This window comes from Paenibacillus sp. E194 (genome assembly GCF_000935845.1).
Taxonomy (GTDB): domain Bacteria; phylum Bacillota; class Bacilli; order Paenibacillales; family Paenibacillaceae; genus Paenibacillus_B; species Paenibacillus_B alvei_B.
On sequence record NZ_JMDX01000010.1, the window covers coordinates 26,171 to 51,101 of the forward strand.

At 48.2% G+C, this 24,931-nt stretch carries 24 protein-coding genes and 1 pseudogene; 4 read left to right on the plus strand and 21 right to left on the minus strand.

Features of this window, described 5'->3' with window-relative positions; genetic code table 11:
* Positions 1 to 37: 37 nt before the first annotated feature.
* Positions 38 to 1,018 (minus strand): ABC transporter substrate-binding protein, encoded by a 981-nt coding sequence (locus AZ66_RS02715; RefSeq protein WP_044353485.1) that lies wholly within the window; start codon positions 1,016 to 1,018, stop codon positions 38 to 40.
* Between the two features lie 287 nt (positions 1,019 to 1,305).
* Between AZ66_RS02715 and AZ66_RS02720 the strand changes: the two genes are divergently transcribed.
* Positions 1,306 to 1,641 carry an ArsR/SmtB family transcription factor gene (locus AZ66_RS02720; RefSeq protein WP_021256592.1) on the plus strand — a complete coding sequence of 112 codons (336 nt, stop codon included), beginning with the start codon at positions 1,306 to 1,308 and terminating at the stop codon, positions 1,639 to 1,641.
* Positions 1,642 to 1,797: 156 nt separating this feature from the next.
* Positions 1,798 to 3,567 carry a SulP family inorganic anion transporter gene (locus AZ66_RS02725; RefSeq protein ID WP_044353486.1) on the plus strand — a complete coding sequence of 590 codons (1,770 nt, stop codon included), beginning with the start codon at positions 1,798 to 1,800 and terminating at the stop codon, positions 3,565 to 3,567.
* A gap of 141 nt (positions 3,568 to 3,708) precedes the next feature.
* On the opposite strand, the gene ftsY is transcribed toward AZ66_RS02725, so the two are convergent.
* From ftsY to AZ66_RS02785, 12 genes and pseudogenes are all read right to left on the minus strand, one after another.
* Positions 3,709 to 4,725 (minus strand): signal recognition particle-docking protein FtsY, encoded by a 1,017-nt coding sequence (gene ftsY / locus AZ66_RS02730; RefSeq protein WP_044353487.1) that lies wholly within the window; start codon positions 4,723 to 4,725, stop codon positions 3,709 to 3,711.
* 15 nt (positions 4,726 to 4,740) lie between these two features.
* A pseudogene (gene smc, locus AZ66_RS02735) lies at positions 4,741 to 8,314 on the minus strand (chromosome segregation protein SMC).
* A gap of 210 nt (positions 8,315 to 8,524) precedes the next feature.
* The gene (gene rnc / locus AZ66_RS02740; RefSeq protein WP_021256596.1) at positions 8,525 to 9,223 is read right to left on the minus strand and encodes a ribonuclease III; all 699 of its coding nucleotides are present in this window, start codon (positions 9,221 to 9,223) and stop codon (positions 8,525 to 8,527) included.
* Between the two features lie 12 nt (positions 9,224 to 9,235).
* The gene (fabF, locus tag AZ66_RS02745) at positions 9,236 to 10,474 is read right to left on the minus strand and encodes a beta-ketoacyl-ACP synthase II (protein WP_021262502.1); all 1,239 of its coding nucleotides are present in this window, start codon (positions 10,472 to 10,474) and stop codon (positions 9,236 to 9,238) included.
* Between the two features lie 122 nt (positions 10,475 to 10,596).
* Positions 10,597 to 10,833 (minus strand): acyl carrier protein, encoded by a 237-nt coding sequence (gene acpP / locus AZ66_RS02750; RefSeq protein WP_021262503.1) that lies wholly within the window; start codon positions 10,831 to 10,833, stop codon positions 10,597 to 10,599.
* Between the two features lie 202 nt (positions 10,834 to 11,035).
* Positions 11,036 to 11,782 (minus strand): 3-oxoacyl-[acyl-carrier-protein] reductase, encoded by a 747-nt coding sequence (fabG, locus tag AZ66_RS02755; RefSeq protein ID WP_044353488.1) that lies wholly within the window; start codon positions 11,780 to 11,782, stop codon positions 11,036 to 11,038.
* A 123-nt stretch (positions 11,783 to 11,905) separates the two neighbouring features.
* A complete protein-coding gene (fabD, locus tag AZ66_RS02760; protein ID WP_044353489.1) occupies positions 11,906 to 12,835 on the minus strand; it encodes an ACP S-malonyltransferase in 930 nt (309 codons plus the stop codon).
* Between the two features lie 81 nt (positions 12,836 to 12,916).
* Entirely contained in the window at positions 12,917 to 13,903 is a 987-nt protein-coding gene (locus AZ66_RS02765) for a beta-ketoacyl-ACP synthase III (RefSeq protein ID WP_021262506.1), read from the minus strand.
* 10 nt (positions 13,904 to 13,913) lie between these two features.
* Positions 13,914 to 14,912, minus strand: a complete 999-nt coding sequence (gene plsX / locus AZ66_RS02770; protein ID WP_044353490.1) for a phosphate acyltransferase PlsX — start codon at positions 14,910 to 14,912, stop codon at positions 13,914 to 13,916.
* Entirely contained in the window at positions 14,896 to 15,516 is a 621-nt protein-coding gene (gene fapR, locus AZ66_RS02775; RefSeq protein ID WP_028531217.1) for a transcription factor FapR, read from the minus strand. Before fapR ends, plsX begins: the two co-directional genes overlap by 17 nt.
* A 269-nt stretch (positions 15,517 to 15,785) precedes the next feature.
* Positions 15,786 to 15,959: a 50S ribosomal protein L32 gene (gene rpmF / locus AZ66_RS02780; protein ID WP_019424932.1), complete on the minus strand. Its 174-nt coding sequence runs from the start codon at positions 15,957 to 15,959 to the stop codon at positions 15,786 to 15,788.
* A 48-nt stretch (positions 15,960 to 16,007) separates the two neighbouring features.
* On the minus strand, positions 16,008 to 16,523 hold the full coding sequence (locus AZ66_RS02785) for a YceD family protein (RefSeq protein WP_044353491.1): 516 nt from the start codon (positions 16,521 to 16,523) through the stop codon (positions 16,008 to 16,010).
* Positions 16,524 to 16,780: 257 nt separating this feature from the next.
* Here AZ66_RS02785 and AZ66_RS02790 point away from each other — a divergent pair, with 257 nt between their 5' ends.
* Positions 16,781 to 18,043 carry a nucleotidyltransferase gene (locus AZ66_RS02790; protein ID WP_044353492.1) on the plus strand — a complete coding sequence of 421 codons (1,263 nt, stop codon included), beginning with the start codon at positions 16,781 to 16,783 and terminating at the stop codon, positions 18,041 to 18,043.
* Between the two features lie 224 nt (positions 18,044 to 18,267).
* Here AZ66_RS02790 and AZ66_RS02795 read toward each other — a convergent pair whose 3' ends face one another.
* Positions 18,268 to 19,422: a YlbL family protein gene (locus tag AZ66_RS02795; protein WP_231586707.1), complete on the minus strand. Its 1,155-nt coding sequence runs from the start codon at positions 19,420 to 19,422 to the stop codon at positions 18,268 to 18,270.
* 46 nt (positions 19,423 to 19,468) lie between these two features.
* Here AZ66_RS02795 and AZ66_RS02800 point away from each other — a divergent pair, with 46 nt between their 5' ends.
* On the plus strand, positions 19,469 to 20,737 hold the full coding sequence (locus AZ66_RS02800; protein WP_044353493.1) for a nucleoside recognition domain-containing protein: 1,269 nt from the start codon (positions 19,469 to 19,471) through the stop codon (positions 20,735 to 20,737).
* A gap of 53 nt (positions 20,738 to 20,790) precedes the next feature.
* On the opposite strand, the gene coaD is transcribed toward AZ66_RS02800, so the two are convergent.
* The 7 genes from coaD to AZ66_RS31190 form a co-directional block, all read right to left on the minus strand.
* Positions 20,791 to 21,306, minus strand: a complete 516-nt coding sequence (gene coaD / locus AZ66_RS02805) for a pantetheine-phosphate adenylyltransferase (protein WP_021256607.1) — start codon at positions 21,304 to 21,306, stop codon at positions 20,791 to 20,793.
* A 75-nt stretch (positions 21,307 to 21,381) separates the two neighbouring features.
* On the minus strand, positions 21,382 to 21,972 hold the full coding sequence (gene rsmD, locus AZ66_RS02810; RefSeq protein ID WP_044353494.1) for a 16S rRNA (guanine(966)-N(2))-methyltransferase RsmD: 591 nt from the start codon (positions 21,970 to 21,972) through the stop codon (positions 21,382 to 21,384).
* Between the two features lie 239 nt (positions 21,973 to 22,211).
* A complete protein-coding gene (locus tag AZ66_RS02815) occupies positions 22,212 to 22,796 on the minus strand; it encodes an NAD(P)H-dependent oxidoreductase (RefSeq protein WP_044353495.1) in 585 nt (194 codons plus the stop codon).
* Positions 22,797 to 23,300: 504 nt separating this feature from the next.
* Entirely contained in the window at positions 23,301 to 23,429 is a 129-nt protein-coding gene (locus AZ66_RS33255) for a hypothetical protein (protein WP_269433049.1), read from the minus strand.
* Positions 23,413 to 23,943 carry an accessory gene regulator ArgB-like protein gene (locus AZ66_RS02820; protein WP_044353496.1) on the minus strand — a complete coding sequence of 177 codons (531 nt, stop codon included), beginning with the start codon at positions 23,941 to 23,943 and terminating at the stop codon, positions 23,413 to 23,415. Before AZ66_RS02820 ends, AZ66_RS33255 begins: the two co-directional genes overlap by 17 nt.
* Positions 23,888 to 24,604: a hypothetical protein gene (locus AZ66_RS31185; RefSeq protein WP_044353497.1), complete on the minus strand. Its 717-nt coding sequence runs from the start codon at positions 24,602 to 24,604 to the stop codon at positions 23,888 to 23,890. The genes AZ66_RS02820 and AZ66_RS31185 overlap by 56 nt, the downstream gene beginning before the upstream one ends.
* A gap of 116 nt (positions 24,605 to 24,720) precedes the next feature.
* Positions 24,721 to 24,931, minus strand: a 211-nt coding sequence (locus AZ66_RS31190; protein WP_231586708.1) for a hypothetical protein, incomplete at its 5' end; no start/stop codon positions are given.

Genomic DNA, 24,931 nt, shown 5'->3' on the forward strand with positions numbered 1-24,931 from the left:
AAGTAACGCCTACCTCGCCCGCTTCCTGTCGCACAAATTATTTCTCCGCTTTCCCGCTGCCATACAGTTTCGAAATTGCTTCTTCCATCATTAATTCCCCGGCAACGATGCCACGCCAGCGTGTCCATAAATTGCGATCAACTTCAATGACCTTTTGGTTCTTCACGGCCTTGAGCTCCTGCCACAACGGATTGACGGACCACTCGTCCACGATCGTTTGCTCTCCGTCTGTCTTCATCAGAAACAAAATATCGGGATTGATATTCAGCAACTGCTCCAATGTTAGCTCCGCATAGGGTTCCTTCGCATCCTGTATTGCATTCATCAGGCTGACCTTTTCCAATACGGCTCCGTCATAGGAGGAAGATGTATGCGCCTTGAAGCTTTCTTTGCGCAAAGCAGCCGACATGACGGTCTGCTTCTCGTCTGATGGTGGCACTTGAGCCTTCAAAGCATTGATTTTATCCTTATGCTGCTCCAACCGCTTTTTCCCTTCCTCACTCATGTTCAGGGCATCCGCTATCGTCTGGAAGGAAGCCAAATTGTCTTCATAGCTTGCTTCTAGACTCTTCAGCACGATTGTAGGAGCAATTTGCTTCAAGTCTTCATAAATCGCTTTATGACGTTTCCAATCCGCGATAATCAAATCCGGTTGCAGGGAGCTTATTACCTCCAGGCTTGGCTGCTTGCGAGTTCCAACTGACGTATAATCTCCAATCTTATCCGCCAGACTCTTCAAAATTCGATCTTTATTTCCGTCATCGGCAATGCCGATAGGCTTCAAATTAAGTGATGCAAGTGCATCAACAAATGAATATTCGAGCACAACGACCCGCTTGGGCGATCCTTTCACTTCTGTTGTACCGAGCTCATGCTTAATTTCTTGCACGGCTTCTGTCTCCTTAGCGGCTGATTGATTTCCACCGGCTTGGCTGCCCTCACTTACTTGAGAGCCGCATCCCGCAACAAGAAGCACTGTGAATAAAATCGCTAGTATTGCTTGATATTTCTTTTTCAAAAGTTACTACCCCCTGGTGTCCAACATAAAGCTAAATACACTTCACATCATCACTGAGAATCATTATCACCTGTACATCATATTGAGATTTGATCTAACTGTCAATATAATCTGAAAATATAAGTTATAGTATTTTATGGTAGTATAAATCTCGCTTATATTTCAATCTTCAATACATCTTCATTCGAACTTGATTTTGCAATCCCTTTTTCGCGAACGTTCGTTTTGTGGTAAACTAACACTAACCTATTTTGAATCTTTTATTGTGAATAAGGGAGAAAGCCATCATGTATCCGGATATTCAGCATTTTAAGGCGGAGTTTTTCAAAGCTTTAGCGCATCCTCTTCGAATTAAGATACTTGAGATCTTATGTGAAGGGGATAAAACGGTTAACGAGATACAAGCCATACTTGGCACGGAAGGATCTTCTGTATCGCAGCAGTTGGCTGTTCTGCGCAATAAAAACGTGGTGTACGGCGTTAAGGATGGAACCTCTGTCATTTATTCCTTGCGTGACCCAATGATCAAGGATTTACTTGAAGTCGCGAAGCAAATATTCAACAATCACCTAGTCAATTCCATATCCATGCTGAAAAACATGAAAAACCAAGAATCGTCCTAAAAAAGAGAGGAATATGAGTCCGTGACTCCTGTTTCCTCTCTTTTTTGTATAAAAGCATGCCACACCCCTTCCTATACGCTTTGACAGGTATGCGAAACACCTTTATCATTTTAAATATTCAAATAATCAAATATTTAGAAATGGTGGGTATTATACATGAAACCGTTGTGGTGCGGACGCTATGCCAACTACAGCTTCCAATCATTCAAGAAAGATATGATTGCAGGCTTAATTGTCGGTGTGGTTGCCATCCCATTAGGCATGGCATTTGCCATAGCCTCCGGCGTCAAGCCTGAATATGGCTTATATACGACCATAATCGCCGGATTTTTTATCTCGTTGCTTGGTGGATCCAAGTTTCAAATCGGAGGCCCTACCGGGGCATTTATCCCGATTTTGTTCGCCATTGTCATGCAATATGGATTTGAGAACCTGCTAATCGCTGGCTTCCTTGCAGGTATTATGCTTGTATTGATGGGATTGCTGCGCTTAGGAGCCGTAATACGTTTCATCCCGCGGCCAGTAACCATCGGTTTTACCTCAGGGATTGCCGTCATTATTTTTACAGGTCAAATTGCCGATTTTTTAGGGCTTCATCTAGAGAAGCAGGACAGCTTCATCGCCAATATGCGCGAGCTGCTCAATCATATCCCAGCGTTCAACATCTACAGTGTTCTAACATCCTGTATTTGTCTTGCTGCCCTCCTTCTCGTGCCGAAGTATATACCGAAGATCCCGGCTTCTCTAGTCGGTCTACTCTTAGCCAGTTTGGCAGCAGCCTGGTTGTATCCTGATCAGGTTGCTACGATTGGAACGACGTTCGGTACGATACCTAGCGGCATTCCAGCTTTCCACTGGCCAGCGCTAAGCTGGGATCGTATCATTCTGCTGCTTCAACCTGCATTCGTCATTGCACTGCTCGGCGGAGTGGAATCTCTGTTATCCGCGCTTGTTGCCGACAGCATGACAGGTGAAAGACACAACAGCAATCGCGAGCTGATCGGGCAAGGCATTGCGAATATGATTGCACCATTGTTCGGGGGAATTCCTGCAACCGGAGCAATTGCTCGTACGGCAACCAATATACGCAGCGGAGCCGCTTCTCCGATTTCCGGGATGGTGCATGCCATCGTCGTACTGCTCGTGCTGCTATTCCTTGCTCCTTATGCTTCGGCAATCCCACTCGCTGCAATGGCACCGATATTGATGATGGTTGCCTGGAACATGAGCGAGCGTAAAACATTTGCGAAGATTGCACGTACCAAAACGGCAGATTCACTTATTTTATGTATTACCTTTTTGCTCACTGTGTTCACGAACCTGACAGTCGCCGTTCAAGCAGGTCTCGCGGTGTCCATTATTTTGTTCATCAAACGAATGAGTGAAGAAGTGAAGGTGAATAAAGTTCTGCCCGATCCGCAGGATCACAAAGCCAAAGTATCTGCGAGAGTCGTAAATGATGGACGAAAATGCCCGCAAATTAGTATCGTAAGCATCGAAGGAACGCTGTTTTTTGGTGCTGCTCATATGCTGGAGCAATCACTCGCATCACAATTCGAGGAAACTCCTCGTGTACTAATCTTGCGAATGGGTCGCGTGCCGTATATGGATACAACAGCCGCTGCGCATCTATCTACATTCGTTAGTCGCATCCGCCAGCATGGAGGAATCGTGCTGATAACCGGCATTGCTCCCCAACCTGAAGGGATCATGAACAAAACGGGTCTGGCAACGATGATCGGGACTGAACATTTCTTCCAACGTACTGGAATTGCCATAGATTATGCACTGACTCGTATTGTTAACGTTCAATGCCAGGGCTGTACGCATTTTGCATTTCGGGAATGCAGGCAATTATCAAACGCTCAGGCTCTGCCTGATTTGTCCAATCAGCCGCTTTCGCAGCGCAGCACTCTACAAATTTGATATCGCTATGCACAAGCTCATATTCAAAATACCTGTGGATAACAAGAGGTAAAAGAAACCATTCCTTCTTCTCAACCAGCATCATCTTGCAAAGAAAGGCGTCCCAAAATGGGACGCCTTCTATCCGTATTCAGATTCGATTTAAGCTTGCTGATCATCCGCTTGCTCATCTTCTGCTTGCTCTGCTTCTGCAATCAATCCTGCGAACAAGGCATGGACGAACTGCTCGGAATCGAATTCCTGCAAATCCCCCATCTTCTCGCCAAGTCCGACCAGCTTCACAGGCAAGTTCAATTCTTGACGGATTGCTATGACGATACCGCCCTTTGCTGTACCATCAAGCTTCGTGAGCACCAAACCGGTAACTCCACTCTTCTCGCCGAATAGCTTCGCTTGATTGAGAGCATTCTGCCCTGTGGTTGCATCAAGCACCATCAACACCTCATGTGGAGCGTCAGGTACTTCACGCTGAATGACACGGAAGATCTTGTTCAGTTCTTCCATCAGGTTCGACTTGTTCTGCAAGCGACCCGCCGTATCACATAGCAGTACATCAACATTGCGCTGCTTCGCAGCCTGCACCGCATCGAACATCACCGCAGCAGGATCAGAGCCTGCCTGTTGCTTAATGACATCGACTCCTGCACGCTGGCCCCATACTTCCAATTGCTCAATTGCCCCGGCACGGAATGTGTCTCCGGCAGCGAGAAGGACAGATTTACCTTCCTGCTTGAACCGATGTGCCAATTTTCCGATCGTAGTCGTCTTGCCGACACCGTTGACACCGACGAACAAAATAACCGTCATGCCATTCGGATTCATATTCAGCTTGCTTGTATCATCGCCACGCAGAAGCCCGACAAGCTTCTCGGACAATACCGGTTGCAGCTCAGCTGCGTCCTCAATTTTACGCTTCTTCACCTCTTCGCGAAGCTCGTCAATCAAGTTCATAACCGTTGCCACGCCAACATCGGCACCGATTAAGATTTCTTCAAGTTCTTCATAGAAAGCTTCATCAATCTTTTTGCGCCGCGTAATAAGCTCCGTTACTTTCTCCACGAGCCCTTTGCGAGTTTTCTCCAAGCCTTCCTTGAAAATGTTCGTTACGGACTCGGTCTTTGCCGCAATGCTTTCCTTCAGCTTCTTAAAAAAACTCATGTCCTTCCCCGCCCCTTATGCAATGATTGCTTCGTCATCTTCCAACTTCACGGATACGAGCTTTGATACGCCGCCCTCTTCCATCGTGACACCGTACAGTACATCAGCTTCTTCCATCGTCCCTTTGCGATGCGTGACGACGATAAACTGAGTCTGCTCGGAGAATTCACGCAAATATTGGGCGAAGCGTGTAACGTTCGCTTCATCGAGTGCCGCTTCAACCTCATCAAGCACGCAGAACGGCACTGGCTTCACGTGCAATATCGCAAATAGCAGCGCCATTGCTGTCAAGGCACGCTCGACCGCCGGACAACAGCTGTAAATTTTGCAGCTTCTTGCCTGGTGGCTGTGCCACAATGTCAATCCCCGTTTCCAATATATGTTCTGGATCAATCAGAACGAGATCAGCCCGTCCACCGCCGAACAGCTTGGAGAACACGACAACGAACTGCTTGCGGATCGCATCGAATGTTGCTTTGAACCGCTTCGACATCTCGTCATCCATCTCACGGATGACTTGATAGAGCGTCGTCTTCGCTTCGATCAGATCATTTTTCTGTTCACTTAGGAACTGATAGCGCTCATTCACACGTTCAAACTCATCGATAGCACCAAGGTTTACTTCACCAAGCGCTGCAATCTGTTTCTTCAGATCGCGCACTTCCAGCTTCGCTTCCTCAATGTTCTCTGGTACTACGTATCGATGCTTGGCTAGTTCAAAGCTAATCTCGTACTCTTCACTCAGCTTGCGCAGCAAGTTATCCAGTTCTACGTCAAGGCGATTAGCTTGAATCTCCGTCTGACGCATCGACTCCTCCACTTGCTTCAGCTCCGTACGCTGCTCCTTCGTATCGCTTTCTGCAAGCTCCAGTCTTGCCACACATTGCGCACGATCCGCACGTTTGAACTCAATCTGCTTGCCCGTTTCTTGTTTCTTCACATGGAAATGGTTCAAGTCCTCAGTCTGCTTCATCGTCTCACGCTCAGCGGTCTCCAGATCAATCTGTACCTGAATCAACCCTTGCGTCAACTGCGTATACTCTTGTTCATACGCCTTGGCTTCCTGCTCAGAGCGTGTCAGCTGCTCCTGCAGCGAGAATGATTCCTGATCGAGCTTCCCTTGGCGAACCTTCAAGTCCGTAAGCTGCGATTGCAGCACTTCCTTCTCTGACTCGTTCGCCTTGCGTGCAGATTCCGCTGACTCAATCGAGACATGCAGACGATCCTCATCAATCTTCAACTCGTCAAGCCGAGCCTCCGCTGTACGACGCCCAGCGTCCAGCGTGGACATCTCCTCCGCAGCGTGCGTAAGCTCCTGCTGCTCCATCTCGAGCGCTTCTGCCAACTGGCGTTCTTCCTTCTCCAGCTGCGCAATCTCGCTCGTCAGCTGCTGCTCATTGATGCGCTTCGTTTCGCCTTGCTCGCGAAGGTCATCGAGCCGCTTCAGCCCCGTCGTTGTGCGCTGCTTCAGCTCCGTATACGTCTCCGTCAGCTTGACAAGCTGCTTATCAGCTTCCTTAATATCTGCTTCCAGCTGTTCCAATTGACGCTGGCGTCCGAGCAGGTTCGCGCTCTTCTTATTCAAGCTTCCGCCTGTCATCGAGCCGCCGGCATTGACAACATCGCCTTCAAGCGTCACCACACGATAACGGTACTGCAGCTTCGCCGCAATTCGGTTCGCATCTTCCAGCGATTTCGCAATGACCACATTGCCGAGCAAGCTGCCGACAATACTTGCATACATGTCGTCCGACTTTACCAAATCCGCCGCTACACCTACAAAGCCTTCCGTACCATTCACAATACGACGGTCTGTCTCATGTAAGGAGCGTGGTCGAATAACATCCAGCGGCAAGAATGTCGCACGTCCTAATTGACGCTGCTTCAGGAACATGATGGCATTTCGCGATACCGACTCATTCTCCATAACGATATGCTGTAAGGCTGCGCCAAGTGCAGTCTCAATCGCCGTCTCCAATTGCTCTGGCACACGGATCAATTCCGCGACCGCACCGTGTACGCCCTGCAATCCATTCGGTCGACGTGCAGCCTTAAGCACTTCCCGTACGCCGAGCATGAAGCCGTCAAAGTCATTTTGCAGCTCCTGCATCGTATCACGACGAGATACCATTGCATCGGCTTTTTGCTGCCATTTGCGCACAGCCTGCTCCGTCTCGGCGAGAAGCGACTCATCCTGCTTCAACTGCTCACTCTCTGTAAGATAACGATTACGAATGTACGCCAAATCTTCCGTTAGCGTTTCACTACGGCGCTTGGCATCTTCGACCTTCTTCTGAAGATCCTTCTGCTCCTGCTCGCGCTTGTTGCGTGCTGTATTCATTTTATCGAGACGCTTTTGCAGGGATTCCTTCTGCTGGTCATAGTAGCGAATATCATTGCGCTGCTGCGCCATTTGATTCATTACTTCGAGCAGCTGACCCTTCAAGCTCTCTTCCGCGTCTGAGCTTGTCCCGCCAGCTACGCCAGCAAGCCGTGTCTCTTCGGCAACGATAAGTCCGCGAATTTCAGCCAGTTCAGTCTGCAAGGCCAACAGCTTCTCGCGAACTGATTGCACTTCCAACTGCTTCGCACGCATTCGTTCCGAAGTCGTCGTCAGCGTTGTCTTCATCTGCTGCTCATTGGACGTCAGATTCCGCTTGCGCTCCCTCAGTACCTCGCCTTGTCCTTCGCACTTCTCATATTCCTCACTGTAATGAAGAAGCGTTGCCTGGAGCTTCTCGAGCTCCTCTTCCAGCTTGCGAAGCTCAATGCGGTGCACTTCCAGCTTGGCATCATGCTCGCTCACTACCGTTGACAAGGACAATTCACGTTCCTTCAACTGTCCTAGCTTCTCGTTCGCCTGCTGCCAAGTGACGTGAAGCTCCTCAATTTGATGAACATAGACTGCAATTTCTTTGTTCTTCAACCATTCACGAAGCTGCTTATAGTGTCTAGCCTTCTCAGACTGCTCCTTAAGCGGCCCGATCTGATCCTCTAGTTCCACCACAAGATCGTGAATGCGGAGCAAGTTCTGCTCGGTCTCATCCAGCTTCTTCTTCGCGTCTCGCTTCCGAGACTTGTATTTCACAATCCCAGACGCCTCTTCAAATATCCCACGACGATCTTCTGAACGAGTACTGAGGATTTCTTCAATTCGGCCTTGTCCGATAATGGAATATGCTTCTTTCCCGATTCCTGTGTCCATGAACAGTTCGGTAATATCCTTCAATCGACAAGCTTGCTTATTAATAAAATATTCACTGTCGCCGCTTCGATGCACACGACGTGTCACCGTCACTTCATTGAAATCAAGCGGAAGCGTCTCATCGCTGTTATCGAGCGTTAAGGACACTTCTCCATAGTTCACTGCTTTGCGCGCATCACTGCCTGCAAAGATAATGTCTTCCATCTTGCCGCCGCGAAGTGACTTGGCGCTCTGTTCCCCGAGCACCCAACGGATTGCGTCAGAGATATTACTCTTTCCGCTGCCGTTTGGGCCGACAACGCCGGTGATTCCCTGGACGAACTCTAATTCCGTCCGATCCGCGAACGATTTAAAGCCCGCCAGTTCTAACCTTTTTAAGAACATCGTTCTACGATCACCTCAACGATTATTGTACCATATCGCGAATCCGAATCGTCGCATGGACATGCTGTCAAATTTCCGCGCGGTAACGTAGCTTCGGACAAAGAAAGAGCAAAAACCAGCCTGTAAGCAGCCCCAATTCCGCTCGCTTCGCGCGCTGTTCTTTGCTCTTTCTGCGAAACTGGCCGACGCACGCGCCGGCCTTACAGTACGTTATGATTTCGGAATGACTAATTGCTCGAGCGCCTGTGCCGCGGCTTGTTGTTCCGCTTCTTTCTTCGAACGGCCAACTCCGCGACCTAAACATTCGTCACCCATACATACTTCAGATACGAATTCACGTTCATGTGCTGGGCCGCGCTCTTCGATAATTCGATATTCGAGCGAACCCAGATTGTGATGCTGTGTCAATTCCTGCAGCTGTGTCTTGTAATCATTCGTCTGCAGCTTGCCGTCAAGCGTGATTTGCGGGAAGATATGCTCACGCAGAAAATCCCGCACCACCTCCAAGCCTTGATCCAAATAAAGCGCGCCGATGAACGATTCAAAAACATCCGCCAACAATGCGGGACGCGTACGTCCTCCCGTCAGCTCCTCTCCCTTGCCTAACAGAACATACTTGCCGAAACCAAGCTGGTTAGCAAATTTGACAAGAGATGGCTCACAGACGATGGAAGCACGCATCTTAGTCAACTCCCCTTCGGGCCGTGTCGGACATCGATGATACAAAAATTCTGACACCGTCAGCTCCAACACAGCATCGCCCAAGAATTCAAGGCGTTCGTTGTCTTGGTGCTGGCCGAAGCGGTGTTCGTTCACATAGGAAGCATGGGTGAACGCTTGTTTCAACAGCTGTCTGTTCCGAAAATGAATGTTCAGTTTCTGTTGTAACTGCTTCAATTCTACACTCAACTGTCTGACTCCTTATGCTTCGTATTTCTTCAAGACAATTGTAGCGTTATGTCCGCCGAAGCCAAATGAGTTGGACATCGCTACTTGAACATCAGCTTTACGAGCTACGTTCGGAACGTAATCGAGGTCACATTCCGGATCCTGATTTTCCAGGTTGATCGTCGGCGGAATCATGCCATGCTGCAGTACCAAGCTGCAAATGACTGCCTCTACGCCGCCTGCTGCACCGAGAAGATGCCCTGTCATGGATTTCGTTGAACTCACTGCTGTCTTATACGCATGGTCGCCTAGCGCTGACTTGATCGCTTTCGTCTCCGAACGATCTCCTACTGGAGTCGAGGTGCCATGTGCGTTGATGTAATCAATCTGCTCTGGTGCCAATTCGCCATCCGCCAGCGCACGATTCATGCACAATGCTGCTCCTGTCGGGTCAGGCTCTGTCATATGGTGAGCGTCACCGCTCATCCCATAGCCGGCAACTTCCCCATAGATACGAGCGCCGCGTGCTAGAGCATGCTCCAGCGACTCCAGAACAAGTACGCCTGCTCCTTCGCCCATAACGAATCCGTCACGGTCTACATCGAACGGGCGGCTAGCGCGCTCTGGCTCATCGTTGCGAGTCGACATCGCACGCATCGCGCAGAAGCCTGCCATACCGATCGGACGGATCGTCGCTTCTGCTCCGCCGCAGATCATTACATCCGCGTCGCCGCGCTGAATAATCTTGTAAGCGTCGCCGATGGAATGCGTTCCCGTCGCACATGCGGATACAGCTGCTGTATTCGGTCCGCGAGCTCCAACTGTGATGGAGACTTGGCCAGATGCCATGTTCGCAATCATCATCGGAATGAAAAATGGACTAACGCGCTTAACGCCTTTTTCCATCAATATCGTATGCTGATCTTCCCATGTACCAAGACCGCCAATACCGGATCCGACGATAACGCCAACACGATCTGGATTCGTCTGTTCTCTTACGTCCAGCTTTGCGTCTTCCAAGGCGTTCTTACTCGCAGCTACTGCGAATTGAACGAATCGATCCATACGCCTTGTTTCTTTCTTATCCATGAAATCTTCTGGATTGAAATCCTTCACGGAAGCGGCAATTTGCGTCGGATAATCGGTAACATCAAACGCTTCTATGTGAGATACTCCGGACTTCCCTTCCAACAGGTTATTCCAGAATGTCTCAATGTCCGAGCCGAGCGCGGTTACAACACCCATGCCGGTCACTACAACTCTGTGCTTCAATCAGAATCACCTCTACTTCTGCAGTTCGAGCTTCTATATGATGGAGAATGCGGCACACCGCCACATTCAGATATTGCAATAATGAGGAGAAGTCCCGTTAACGAAGAACGGGACTCGGTAACTTAGGTATGAGATTGTATGTAATTCACTACTTCTCCAACCGAAGTAATTTTCTCCGCGTCTTCATCAGAGATTTCCATATCAAACTCATCTTCCAATTCCATCACCAATTCCACAACATCGAGGGAATCAGCGCCAAGATCCTCTTTGAAAGATGCTTCAAGCGTTACTTCTGCTTCATCAACGCCAAGGCGTTCAATGATGATGCGCTTTACACGCTCCAACACTTCTGCTGACATCCGGTTCACCTCCTCTTTGGTATTATACGAAAAAACATTGTAAATTGCCATATCAAAACGGCTTGCTGGTAGAAACGACCTGATCTCTCACATTCGTTTCCACTTATTAGGAGAGAGGTGTTCATTGCTGATTGCTCAACACTTATGCACATCCACCCATTATATCGCTTAACGTTCATGCTGCCATGAACGGAGAAGCCTCCTACATGTACATGCCGCCATCCACATGGATCGTCTGGCCTGTCATATATTCCGCATCATCAGATGCCAAGAAGCGGACCGCCTTCGCAATATGCTCTGGCTGACCAAGTCGATTAAGCGGGATCTGACTAAGCAACTGTCCCTTCATCTCTTCAGACAGTGCATCCGTCATATCTGTCTCAATAAAGCCTGGCGCCACGCAGTTGACGGTAATGCCACGGGATGCAAGCTCGCGCGCAGACGCCTTAGTAAGGCCGATTACACCAGCCTTAGCTGCTACATAGTTGGCTTGACCCGGATTTCCAATTACACCCACGACGGACGAGATATTAATAATACGGCCAGAGCGCTGTTTCATCATCGGGCGAGTCACTGCCTTCACGCAATTGAATACGCCCTTCAAATTCGTCTCAATGACTTGATCAAACTCTTCTTCTTTCATCCGCATAATTAAATTATCTCTTGTAATTCCGGCATTATTCACCAATATGTCAATACGGCCAAATTGATCCAACGCTGTCTTTACAAGGAGATCCGCTTCTTCTGTCTTGCCCACATTTGCTTGAACGGTGATGGCTTTGCGTCCCATTGCCTCGATCGCAGCTGCAGTATCCTTAGCTGCCGCTTCGCTGCCTGCATAGTTCACAACAACATCTGCACCAGCCTCAGCTAGACTTAGCGCAATTGCTCGTCCTATGCCGCGAGAAGCGCCTGTGACAACCGCCACTTTGCCTTCAAAGCTCGACATGGTCATGTTCCTCCCTTATACTTGCCCGGGCGTATACCGCAGCGGGTTACGCCCAGCATCACTAGATTGATAATTGCAGACATAAGATAGATAAAGAATAAATCGATTGCATGAATACTGCTATTATTCTGCAAGGTACGCTTCTATGGCTGTCAGGCTATTGATCGATACAATCTTCACCGAACGGTCTATCTTCTTAATCAGTCCAGCAAGAACGGAGCCTGAACCCAGCTCAATGAATGTATCAACGCCCTGCTCGATCATATAGCGTACACTGTCTTCCCACAATACTGGCGAGAACACTTGCTCTACGAGCAGCTCACGAAGTAGCTCGCCCGCTTCCTCTGGACGTGCAGATACATTGGCCACAACCGGCACATAAGCATCTTGGAAGGCAACGGTCTTCAAGACTTCGCCCAGTCGTTCTGCTGCTGGCTTCATCAACAGCGAATGGAATGGCCCGCTAACCTCCAGTTGTTTCACACGCTTAGCGCCAGCTTCCTTCCCACGTTCGGCAACCGCCGCTACACCCTCTGCTGTACCTGATACAACGATTTGGCCAGGACAGTTTACGTTCGCCATCTCTACGGAACCTGTTGTTCGGCTAATATCATCACATAGCGCTCCCAACTGCTCGCGCTCTGCACCTAATACAGCCGCCATGGCACCTTGTCCATGCGGAACAGCCTGCTCCATGAATTGTCCGCGCTGCCGCACAATTGCGACTGCATCCTCGAAGGATAGGACCCCCGCTACAACAAGCGCACTATATTCACCCAAGCTGTGTCCTGCGACGAAGTCTGGGCGAACACCAGACGCTTCAAACGCGCGATACAGTGCATAGCTTGTAACAAGAAGCGCTGGCTGCGTATTTGCTGTCTGCTTCAAGTCTTCCTCCGGCCCATTAAATACGAGCTCCTTCAGAGGGAATCCAAGTACCTGCTCTGCTGTATCGAAAGCCTGCTGTGCAGCAGGAACGGCCTCATAGACGTCCTTGCCCATACCAACCGCTTGAGCACCTTGTCCAGGAAAAACGAATGCAATTTTACCCAAGATTGTCCACTCCTTAATCTTATCCATGAATGAGTATAAATCAGAACTGTGTTTTCCTTAATCACGGAGAAGGACATCCCTCTACCAAACGATAACCGAAGCTCCCCATGTCAAGCCGCCGCCGAAGCCAACGAGCAGGATCGTGTCTCCCTCTTGAATGCGGCCTTGCTCTGCAGCCTCCGCAAGTGCAAGCGGGATGGAAGCTGCCGACGTATTCGCATAGTAAGGCAAATTAATAACGCATTTGTCCTCCGACAGGTTCAGCCGCTCCAGAGCTGCATGGATAATCCGCGTATTCGCCTGGTGTGGGACCATCAAGCTAATATCTTCCTTTTTCTTCCCAGCCTTCTCAAGCGCTTCTTCTGCCGCATTTCCCATAATGCGAACAGCGAACTTGAATACTTCGCGCCCGTTCATATAAAGATAATGGCGCTTGTTTTCAACCGTCTCTGCCGACGCAGGCATACGCGAACCGCCGGCTTCAATTTTCAGAAGTTCACCGCCATTGCCGTCCGCGCCAAGCACGAAGGATTGGAATCCTCGGCCTTCTGGTACTGGACCAAGCACCGCTGCACCCGCACCATCTCCGAACAGGATGCAAGTATTGCGATCCGTGTAATCCGTGATGCGCGACAAGCATTCTGCACCGATTACAAGTGCATACTTGTATGTGCCCATTGCAATAAAGTTGCTTGCATTAGCAAGTCCATATACAAATCCAGAGCATGCTGCCGACAAATCGAATGCTGCCGCCTTCGTCGCTCCAAGTCGCTTCTGCACAAGACAAGCGGTGGACGGGAAGGACATATCTGGTGTAACAGTAGCTACGACAATCAAGTCCAATTCTTCTGCTGAAATGCCTGCCGCTTGCAGGGCCTTCTCCGCCGCATAAAAAGCCAAGTCAGAGGTTGCCTCATGCTCTGCCGCGATCCGGCGCTCCTTAATTCCCGTTCGTGATACAATCCACTCATCGTTTGTATCGACCATTTTCTCCATGTCCGCATTAGTCAACACACGTTCGGGTACGTACTTACCTGTCCCAATGATACCTACTGACCGTAAGCTCATCACGCATCACTCACTTCCCACTGTTAGTTCCGCCGACTCCCATAGAAATCGTCTCGATCAAATCATTTTGCAGCGCTAAACGTGCTTGCCGAACTGCATTATGAACGGCTCGCGCATCTGAAGAGCCGTGCGCCTTAATTACAAGTCCGTTCAAACCTAACAGCGGAGCTCCGCCATGTTCCTTGTAATCCATCGTCTTGCGCAAGCCCTTAAGTGCTGGCATCAACATCGCTGCCGCAAGCTTCGTATACCATGTACGCGTGAATTCCCGCTTCAGCACGCCAAATAATGAGCTTGCCGTTCCTTCCAGCGATTTCAACATGACATTGCCAGCGAATCCATCGCATACGAGTACGTCACAAGTACTCTCCAATACGTCTCTGGCTTCGACATTGCCTACGAATTGAATCGGTAGCTCCGCGAGCAGCGGATAGACCAGCTTCGTCAATTCATTGCCCTTCATCGCCTCTGTACCTACGTTCAGCAGTCCGACGCGCGGCTTCGCCATGCCATGTACCTTCTCGCGATAAATACTGCCCATTAAGGCATACTGCGCAAGATGCTCAGGCTTGGCATCCATGTTCGCACCCAAGTCCAGCGCTAGCACGCCCCTGCCATCCATCGTCGGGATCATCGGAGCCAGTGCAGGCCGCTCCACACCATTCATACGGCCTACAATGAGAAGGCCTGTCGTCATCAGCGCTCCTGTATTGCCTGCCGATATCATGCAATCCGCTTCACCTTCACGAACCATACGTCCCGCAACAACCATCGAGGCTTCCTTCTTGCGACGAACTGCCTTAACCGGTTCATCATCCGCCTCAATTGTATCTGGCGCATGAATGATGCGCACATTAGATGGGGAAGTGGTCATGTACGGAGTGAGCTTTGCTTCGTCTCCCACAAGCAGCAGTTCAACATCCGACCATTCCTTCGCTGCCGCCAATGCACCTTCTACATTGCTCTTCGGTGCATGATCTCCACCCATCGCATCAATGGCGATTCTCATGCAGTTCTCCTCCTTCGCTGCTAATCACCGTTCCTGCCGAACGATAAATGACAAAGTTCCCTTGGAACACCATTTCTTCTCCCACATAACTAAACACTTCCACCTTCGCTTTGCTTCGCTCGCCTGAGATTGAGCGTACATACGCCTTCGCGATACACTTCTCTCCCAGCTTCACGGAACGAAGAAACCGAATATCCGCTGATGACGTTAAAGCAATCTCGTCATTAATGACCGCAACCGCAAGCGAGTTCGCTTGCGCGAACAGATGATGACCGCGTGCGATATGTGTTCTCGAGAAGACGTGTTCATCACGGATTTCAAATATCGATATCCCACTGCGATCCAGCTGCAGGTCAACAATATCACCAATAACTTCATGTAGCGGCAAGGATCTTACTTGATCGTAGGATTGCTCTGCCATTAGCTTCAATCGTTCCCTTAATTCAGGAATCCCGAGCTCCATCCGGTCAAGCCGAATCGTCTGGATACTCACCTTCAACTTGCGGGTTAATTCCTGATCAGTCACGAATGGATTCTCTTCAATGATTGCGGCCAGCTGCTGCTGACGCTGTCTCTTAGGTAAACGCTCGATGTCCCGCACCACCTTTGCTCGTTGCCCAATATGCTAAAGGCTTGGCTTGCCGCATAACTGCTGACTGTCCAACCCTTATGTATATCATAGATCATTTTCATCGATTTGAAAAAAGGTATTTAGAACCTGGTACTAAGAGTAGTATATATAAAAATGGTTCTAAAGGAAAGCACCAGTTTTTATACCCACTCTATTCCTCCTAGTATTATCCAGGACAAGAGAACAAAAAAAGTAGCACCCGTGAGATCACGAAGTACTACTTTTCCCGCATAGATATACGATTATTGTTTGATAATCTCTCTAGCTTTGTATGTTCCGCACACTTTGCATACATGGTGCGCCAATTTCAACTCACCGCATTGTTCGCATTTTACCATGCCCGGTACGGACAATTTGAAGTGCGTACGGCGCTTGTCACGACGTGTTTTCGACGTTCTTCTTTGAGGTACTGCCATGTTTACACCTCCTTACCCAAGTTACGTGTTATTTCTACTGTCAGCTTTCTATTTCTTAAAGAAATCTTGTAACCCCGCCAGTCTCGGGTCGATTCGCTCATTCGAGCATCCGCATGGATGTTCGTTGCGGTTCGTGCCGCAAGTCGGGCACAAACCCTTGCACGCCTCGTCGCATAGCGGCGCATACGGCAAGTTCATTAAGAGCGCCTCTTCCACGTAAGGCTTCAAGTCGACAAGGTCGTCCGCCACCGTAGTGACGTCCTCCTCATCTCCTTCAGCGGGAAGATCAGTAGAGTCCTTCAGCTTGAACTGCTCATCAAACGGAATAACGTACGTCTCGGTAAACGATGTTAAACAACGCGAGCATTGCAGTTCCATCTTAGCGGTCAGCTTGCCATGAGCTCGAGCGAACCCATCACTTTCCGCCTTTACCGACAGTTCGACATGAACCGGTTCAGAAATGGCAACATCAGAGCGCTCACGCGCTACCTCATCGGCACGAAATGCCGTATCAATCTGCGTTTCCCCTCTACCAGCAACTATGTCTCGAAATCGAAATTCCATACTATCACTCCAAACAAACAAAATTAATTATAGCGATTAACGTCATGCTTTGTCAACCAAATTCGTTTGACAGTTTGCCAGAGCCGGAGCGCGATTCCCCTTCCTATGGAAAACCATTCAATCATGGTATGATTTGATTATCATTACCCGCGGATTGTCTGGGAAAGAGATCCGTCAATAAGCATTCATTGCATCTACTAAAGATACTATTGAGATACCATATTACCGCATTCAGCGCCTGAAAGGAAGAGACGTGAATGAGAACGCTCGGAATCGTCGTTGAATACAATCCGATGCATAACGGTCATGTATATCATCTCCAGCAATCGAAAAAAGTTTCAAATTGCGATGCGGTGGTCGCTGTCATGAGCGGACATTTCCTACAGCGTGGCGAACCAGCCTTGACTGATAAATGGTCACGAACGGATATGGCACTTGCAAATGGCGTCGACCTTGTCCTTGAATTGCCTGTTGCCTATGCTGTTCAGCCTGCGGAATGGTTCGCCTACGGCGCAGTTGCCACCCTGCAAGCAACAGGCGTAGTTGACGCTCTCTGCTTCGGCAGCGAGCTTGGTGATGTAGAACCGTTCTTACGTGCAGCAGATATCCTCGTCAACGAGCCTTCGGGCTTCACAGATCAGCTGCAGGAGCATCTGAAGGCAGGTTTAACCTACCCAGCTGCTTATGCCGCGGCAGCAGGACAAGCAATGACGGCAAGCCGCACCAGCCCTTCTTCATCCCAGGCTGCAGGCTGGATGGCGCAGCCCAACAATTCCCTAGGCCTGCACTATGTAATGGCACTACGCCGATTGAATAGCACTATCAAACCGCACACGATTGCTCGCTCACAGGCCGGCTACCATGATACGGAAGCACCAGAAGGCTCAATCGCGAGCGCAACTGCTATTAGACGATTATGGACGGAAGAAGGCACTCTCGAGACATGTGCACAATATTTGCCGCCAAGCACACTGCGTATTCTTGAACAGGAGCATCGCTTCGGCAGAGCACCAATGAGCTGGGATTGTTATACGCGTGAGCTGATATATCGGCTTCATCAGTTGTCTCCTGAAGCCATTTCACGTCATCTAGAGGTCACGGAAGGGCTCGAGCACCGAGTGAAACAGGCACTCGGCCAAATGACAGCACAACGCGTGGAATCCCTGCTTGAGCAGCTCAAGACGAAGCGCTATACCCGAACGAAGCTCCAGCGGATGCTAGCGCATATTTTGCTTCACCATGACAAGTTCCATTTTGGATCCGATGGCTTGAAGAAAGGGCCCTGGTACATTAGAGTTCTTGGGTTCACGGACAGAGGACGCGCCCTGCTGAAGCGAATGAAGCAAAGCGCAGAACTGCCGATTGTGTTAAGCGTGAATCGCGATAACATCAATCTCGGAGGTTATTGCGGCCTGGAAGCTGATATCCGAGCAACATCGCTGTATGCGAACGCCTTTGGGCGTTGGAATGCTCGTGATGCTTATCGGGACTATTACGAGTCACCTCGGCGACATCAATGAAACTAAGGGAAGAATAAGCACAAAAGATCGAGCATGGGAGCATCTGTCCCCCACCTCGATCTTTTGTCTATCTAGCCCTTATTTCATATTGAGAAGATATCAGCCTGTATACCCTCTTATCGGCAGCATGATAGTTGCCCACTCCATGATCAGACAAGCTGTGCTTCATGCTATTAGAGCTCGCCGCTACCTATTCCACGAGCCCTTCGCTTGACTCTATACGATTACTGAGCAGCCTTCTGCTCGGCGCCAAACTTCTGAATTGCGTCCAGTGCATCGCCCACCGTACGTACCGATACCAGCTTCATCTTCGTATTCATCGTTTCGAGCTTCGCCTTCGCTTCCGCATAATTGCCTTCTGGAGCAAGGAACAGTGCCGCCTTCTCACGATCAGCAGCCACAACCTTAAATTGAATGCCACCAATCACGCCTACATTCCCGCTAGGTTCAATCGTTCCTGTTCCTGCTATCCGATAGCCTTCAGTTAAGTCTCCTGGGGTTAAGCGGTTTATCAGCTCTAAGGTAAACATAAGCCCAGCGGATGGACCGCCAATGTCACTGTCTTTGAAGGTTATGGTTTTCCCTATATCCTCAGGTATAGCTTCCTTGCGTTGTCCGTATCGAAGACCAAAGCCAACTCGCTTCTCCTCTTTCTTATTCGGATCCATGAGCTCCACCAATGTCGCCTTTACAAGTTTCTCTTTCTTGTCACGCTCGACCTTGACCTGCACCGTTTCTCCCGCTTTGCGGCCCTTCATAACCGCTTGTAATGTTTCGAAATCATTGACCGGCTTACCATCGACTTCGATGATACGATCATTGGTCTCGAACTCATTGTGCGCAAGGTTCGGGTAGTTGTAAATAACATACACGCCTTCGGACTTCAATTGGTACGGAATCTTCAACTGATTATAGGCAGCCAGTACCGCACCTAGCTGGGAATCACTCATGTTGAACAATTGCTCAGTAACATACTCCTGTTCGCTTCTTCCTTGTAGGGAATCCGCCTTCTTCCCAAACTCGGCGTGCGGGTCAAATGATTTCCATAATAGCAATGCAAGGTTCGCATATGTGCGGCGCACCGTGGTAAGCATAAATGTCCCTTCTTCTGTATCGTCTCCAGCTTGGACACTTACCATCGGCTTCACCTGCTCGGCACTGCCCGGTGTATATATTACATATGGTGTCGGCATATACACCATGACATACAAGAACAAAAGTGCTGCAAAGAACCATTTCCAACTGCCTAATCGCCAACGCTTCGAGCCTTGGCTGTCACGTATTGCTTCTTCTTCCATTATTGCATTCCCTCCTGCTGCTTCCGCTCGCCCCTGCTTCGTTGTACAAACTGGTCTAAAGCCTGTCTTTGGTACGTACATATGTGGAAGTACCCTACTTCCAATACTGTTGCAAGAGGTGAACATCATGTTTTCATTTCGAACGCCGCTATCCCAACACCCGTTAACGACGCTGTTGATGGGAAGTACGGCAGTTCTTCTCGTTATTTGCATTGTATCGTATCCAGATCAAGCATTCCAAGCATCACTTCAAGGCTTGAAAATATGGTGGAACATTATATTCCCGGCATTACTGCCGTTCTTAGTATTGTCTGAAATGCTCTATGCCTATGGATTCGTCCATGGACTTGGTTCCTTGTTGGATCCCCTTATGCGTTTGTTGTTCCGTCTGCCTGGAGTTGGCGGCTGGGCGTGGGCGGTCGGCTGGACGGCCGGCTATCCAGCAGGAGCCAAGGCTGTTGCCCAACTGCGCAATCAACAGGTTCTATCTCGTCAGGAAGCTGAGCGGCTGCTCTGTCTGTCCCATACGAGCAGTCCCCTTTTTATTATAGCAGTCGTAGGTGTTGGGTTTATGCAGAAGCCTGAGCTTGGGCTAATCATCGCAATAATTCACTGGGCTTCCTCTATCCTAACTACACTTCTATTGCGCTTCATTCATCGCATGCGCCCTGAGTCGCAACCATTACGCACATCTGCTTCACTATCGAAATCTCACCAGAAATTCTACCAACGGATCATTGGGCAGATGGAAGGCGCCCATCGTCAAGATGGCCGTCCCTTCGGCAGAATGCTGGGCGAGTCCGTTACTTCAGCTGTCCAAACCTTAATGATGGTCGGCGGCTATATGATGATATTCTCCGTTATCATTCAAGTGCTGCGCATCGCAATTCCGCAGGAGCTTGGCAAGTATATCTTGAACGGATTGCTTGAAGTAAATTTAGCAGCGTATACGCTCGGTTCAGCAGCGTTCTCATCTCCTGTATTTCAAGCAGCGCTGCTCAGTTCCGTTATTGCCTGGAGCGGCATCAGTGCTCTTCTTCAAGTTCACAGCATTATGAAGACGACGGATCTTCGCTTCGGCCATTTTATACTATCCCGTCTGCTTCATGCCTTATGTGCATTTCTGCTTACTTATATGCTATGGTCGCCACTTCATTCCCTGCTCCAATCATCAGATTCAGCAATGTCAGCATTATGTACGCTCACAACCACCCCATCAAATGCCTATGATGCGCCTGTGATCGCGGAAGCAAGCAGCCTGCTTCCGTTATTGACTTTCATTAGTCATTTGCCAATATGGGCTCAAGCTTCCATGCTCATTCCCGTAGCCTGTCTATTCCTATTCACTTTATTCGTACTGGCACAAACCGTTGGACGGCTGTTCACCCGAGGCTAAACAAAAAAGTCCATATCGACCGTTGATTCATACTGGCGACATGGACCTGCTGCTTACTTTGTATCTTTGTATTTATCACGCAGTGCCAATTCTACTTCAGGTGCCACCAATTCGCTGACGTCACCATTGAATTTCGCAATTTCCTTGACCATGCTTGAGCTTAGATAGGAATATTTCGGATTCGTCATCATAAAGATCGTCTCCACTCGTGGGTTAAGCTTCTGATTCGTGGAAGCCATCTGCAGCTCATATTCGAAGTCTGTGACAGAGCGAATGCCGCGCACGATCACATGGCCCTGCTTCTGCTCCATATAATTGACCAGCAAATCACGGAAACTGTCAATTTCCACATTCGGGATATGCTGAGTAATCTGCCCAAGAAGCTCCTTCCGTTCCTCTACACTGAACGTTGGCTGCTTCGACAAATTGTTCAACACCGCTACGATGAGCTTATCAAATTGCTTAGCCGCTCGTTGTATAATATCAAGATGCCCAAGTGTAACCGGATCGAAGCTTCCCGGATACACCGCAATGCGCGGCTCATGCACTTGCTCTGTATGTTCCGTCATGACAATGGATCCTCCTTATGCCCTACAGCAGATTAAATTCTTCTGCACGTTTCATTTCCACATATGGTTAGAAGCTTATGCGTCCTGTTCAAGCTCAGCTTCCTTCTCTGTCTGTTCCTTGACCCGATATACCGTAATTCCAATTTCTCCGTACTCTGTTTTCTTCCATACGTAGAGAGGACCGATCTCTTCGGGATATTCGTGCTTCGAGTCATGCTCAACGACAATCGTCGCATCCTTCGAGATTAACCCGTCATTCCACATGCCTTCCAGCAGTTCGTCCGCATCCTTCAATCGATAAGGCGGATCAAGAAAAATAAGTTCAAATGAAATATCACGCTTCGTTAATGCCTTAATCGCCCGTTTGGCATCATTGCGGTATACTTCACTCTGCTCCGCGACCCCTGCCGCCTGAACGTTGTGCTTCACAACTTCGACAGCCTTGGGATCCTTGTCCACGAATATCGCTTGTTCCGCACCACGGCTTAGTGCCTCGATGCCAAGTCCGCCTGTTCCTGCGAACAGATCCAGCACACAGCCGCCGTCAAAATACGGCCCGATCATGCTGAACAAGGCTTCCTTGACTTTATCTGTCGTCGGCCGCGTCCCCATGCCGGGTACCGGCTTCAACGAGCGACCTCTTGCTGTTCCTGAAATAACTCTCAATTCACTCCACCCATTCTTATGCGCCTCAGCGCGGCTTATCCGTATAATCATGATGGTATGTAACGGTAAACTTCTTGTATTTCGACGTTTATCGTACCACATTTTCTCCTAATTTGAAAAAGGAAAACGTGTCCTCGTTCAGACTTAGCATTCTTAATCACACGATCCCTCTATAAAAAGAAAAGCTCCTTATCCGGAAATAGGGTTCCCGATAAGAAGCCTTACCTATTAATGTCAACTTATCGATGCAGTTTCTGCAGCAGTTCCTTTACACTAACAAGCATATGCTTGCGCGCTTCATCGTCAATTGTCGTCACGGAGGCAAAGAACCGATGTACAAGCACCTTCATGCCGACAAATTCAAAAATGCCGCTGTCTGTCGTCTTCTGCATGGCCTCATACATGCCGCTCTGCTCATATTGCTCATGCGTGTTGCCATGTGTGGACAAGAGCAGCGCCGACTTCCCTAACAGCAGCTTCTCTATGCCGTCAGCACCATATTTATAGGCGAAGCCATACGAAAACACACGGTCGATGTACCCCTTCATAATAGCAGGCATACTTGCCCACCAGATTGGATAAATCATGATGATATGATCTGCCCACGTAATATGACCCTGCTCCTCCTCAATATCAGGGGGCAGCTCATGCTGTCCGAACAATTCGAAGTCTTTGGCCGACAGCACCGGATTGAACTCCATTTCATACAAGTTGCGAACCAATGCGGCATGTCCCTGATCCTCCAATTCAGCTTGTACCATTTCCATAATGGCATGATTGAAGCTGTTCGGATTGGGATGTGCGTATATAATCAGATGCCTCAACTCGATCTCCTCCTACCTATGTGACCATCAACCCTGCTTATACAGCCGGGCAGGTCCATTTGGTTATAGGATGTGAGAAAGCGGCATCATTTATCGAGCCCTACAATTTTTTTTCGACATGTATATTTCTGCCCAATCGGGCAATCATTAAAGTATCGACATCATCGAATGTCGTAGACAACCGCGGAGAAGACTTACGTTTCCCCATAAGCTCTTCGTCCGGTTTCTCCTCTCCCATGAGGGTGTCCTAGCAATAGGGCACCCGTTTTAATTTGCGCAAAACCCTTATTACATTAAGATTTTAGACGTTCTTTACATGTTGATTTATTCAGCGAGATTATCTTGGTGAGGATTTAATGGGGACTTGCCAAAAAAGGGATGCTCTGTCCAAGCAATATCCAACTATGCTCTTCACCGTCACTAATTTCACTGAAGTGATGTATACGGCTGCTAAAGCATTATATTGCCGGATATGATGAACTTTTCAGAGTACCATTTTAATTTTCATGCTTTACGTTCTTCAAAGCTGTTGGGAGTTTCTTCGCACCGAAAACGATCTTTGCTTTTTTTCGCTTCTTTTTCAGCACTTTTCTCCAATCGTTTCATGAGAAACATTTCAATGTTCTTTTTCATCCTTGACACCTCCTTTCGGTAGTAATGTTAAGGCTTGTACAAAGAAAACAATCGCTATCACACTAGATTGCAGGATTAAGTTACCACTTGCTATCAACATTGCTATGTACTTATACAGTATATCATTTTTGGGGACAGTAAGTTCCTCAAACCAATTTGGAGCTCGAAAATAATAGATACAAACGGATACCAAAGTCAAAACAACAGCAGTCGTTTTCGATAGGAGTATCATAGGCGTTATCACACAAAATAATGAGGATATGATCATACACGCAGTTAGTGAAGAAAAATGTGCCCCACCAGAAAACCTTCTACTAGCAGCTAATGCCACTAATGCTAGTATAGATTCATATAGATGTCCGAAGATAGTCCCTAAAGTAACTGTGATCAAGATTACTCCATATTTATTTAATTTCATTGCAATTCCATATTCTAAAACCTCTACATCAACATCACTTTCAGGGTTGTTCTTCTTCAATTTTATTGCAATGTATCTCGATATCGCTTCTAACACTTTCGTAATCTCCCCGATCCGAGTAATAGTAAGCAATGCCAAAGCTTGCTAATGAAAGTATCATGAGCAATATGTAATTCTGAGACAGGATTATTAATAAAGTCAGGAATATCGTTACTGCCGATATTATTCCCGAAATAACAACAATTCGATGACTATACTCCGAATACTTAATTCTGAATGTATCATGAGGCGGCACGATGATGAATGAAAATCCTCTTCCCGTCATCCATAGGAATAAGGCAATGGCTGCACCAACAACAATAGAACATAATTGAATAGCGTTAACAGGGAACCCCGTATATGCAAATATTACTGATTTATCAGCTATCCCTATGGCGGCCAAACAGTAGTATGCAATCATTTGGATCGATATGTATGCCGATAATCCTGATCCGATAATAAATGCTGCATAATGCAGCCGGTATTCCAACACGGAATAGTAAAACATTACAAATATGATATATTGCAAGGGCAAATCCAAAGCAGGTAATTTAATTACAGTCCTCATTAAAAATGAACATATTACTAATGCTACGGATAAAACAAGTATTTTATACTTGTACCTTAATAAAGGCTGCTTATATATCTTTAGGATCAAAGCATTAACAACTGCAGCATCGAGGGTACTAAATAATATGTAAGTTAAAGACTGACTCACTTTGCACCACCCTTTATAGTAATATAAGATTATTATAAGATAGTATCTGAGAGTATGGTAATGTTAATTGACATTATGAACCAACAAAAAAAGCCCTAGATGACCTAGAGCTTAGATCAATCATTTGAAAATGCCAATCCAAAAAACTCCCCAAACGCTGTGTAAAACACCGCAATTCCTTTTTCATTCTCCTTTATCTTATACACATCTTTTACATCGAGTTCGACATAAGGATCATTCTCGCCGGTCTTTACACCATCTACTGGAATCCCAAGCACCTTCATTTGACCACCCTTCCTTTTTATCCAGTATACCCAATGAAAAAAC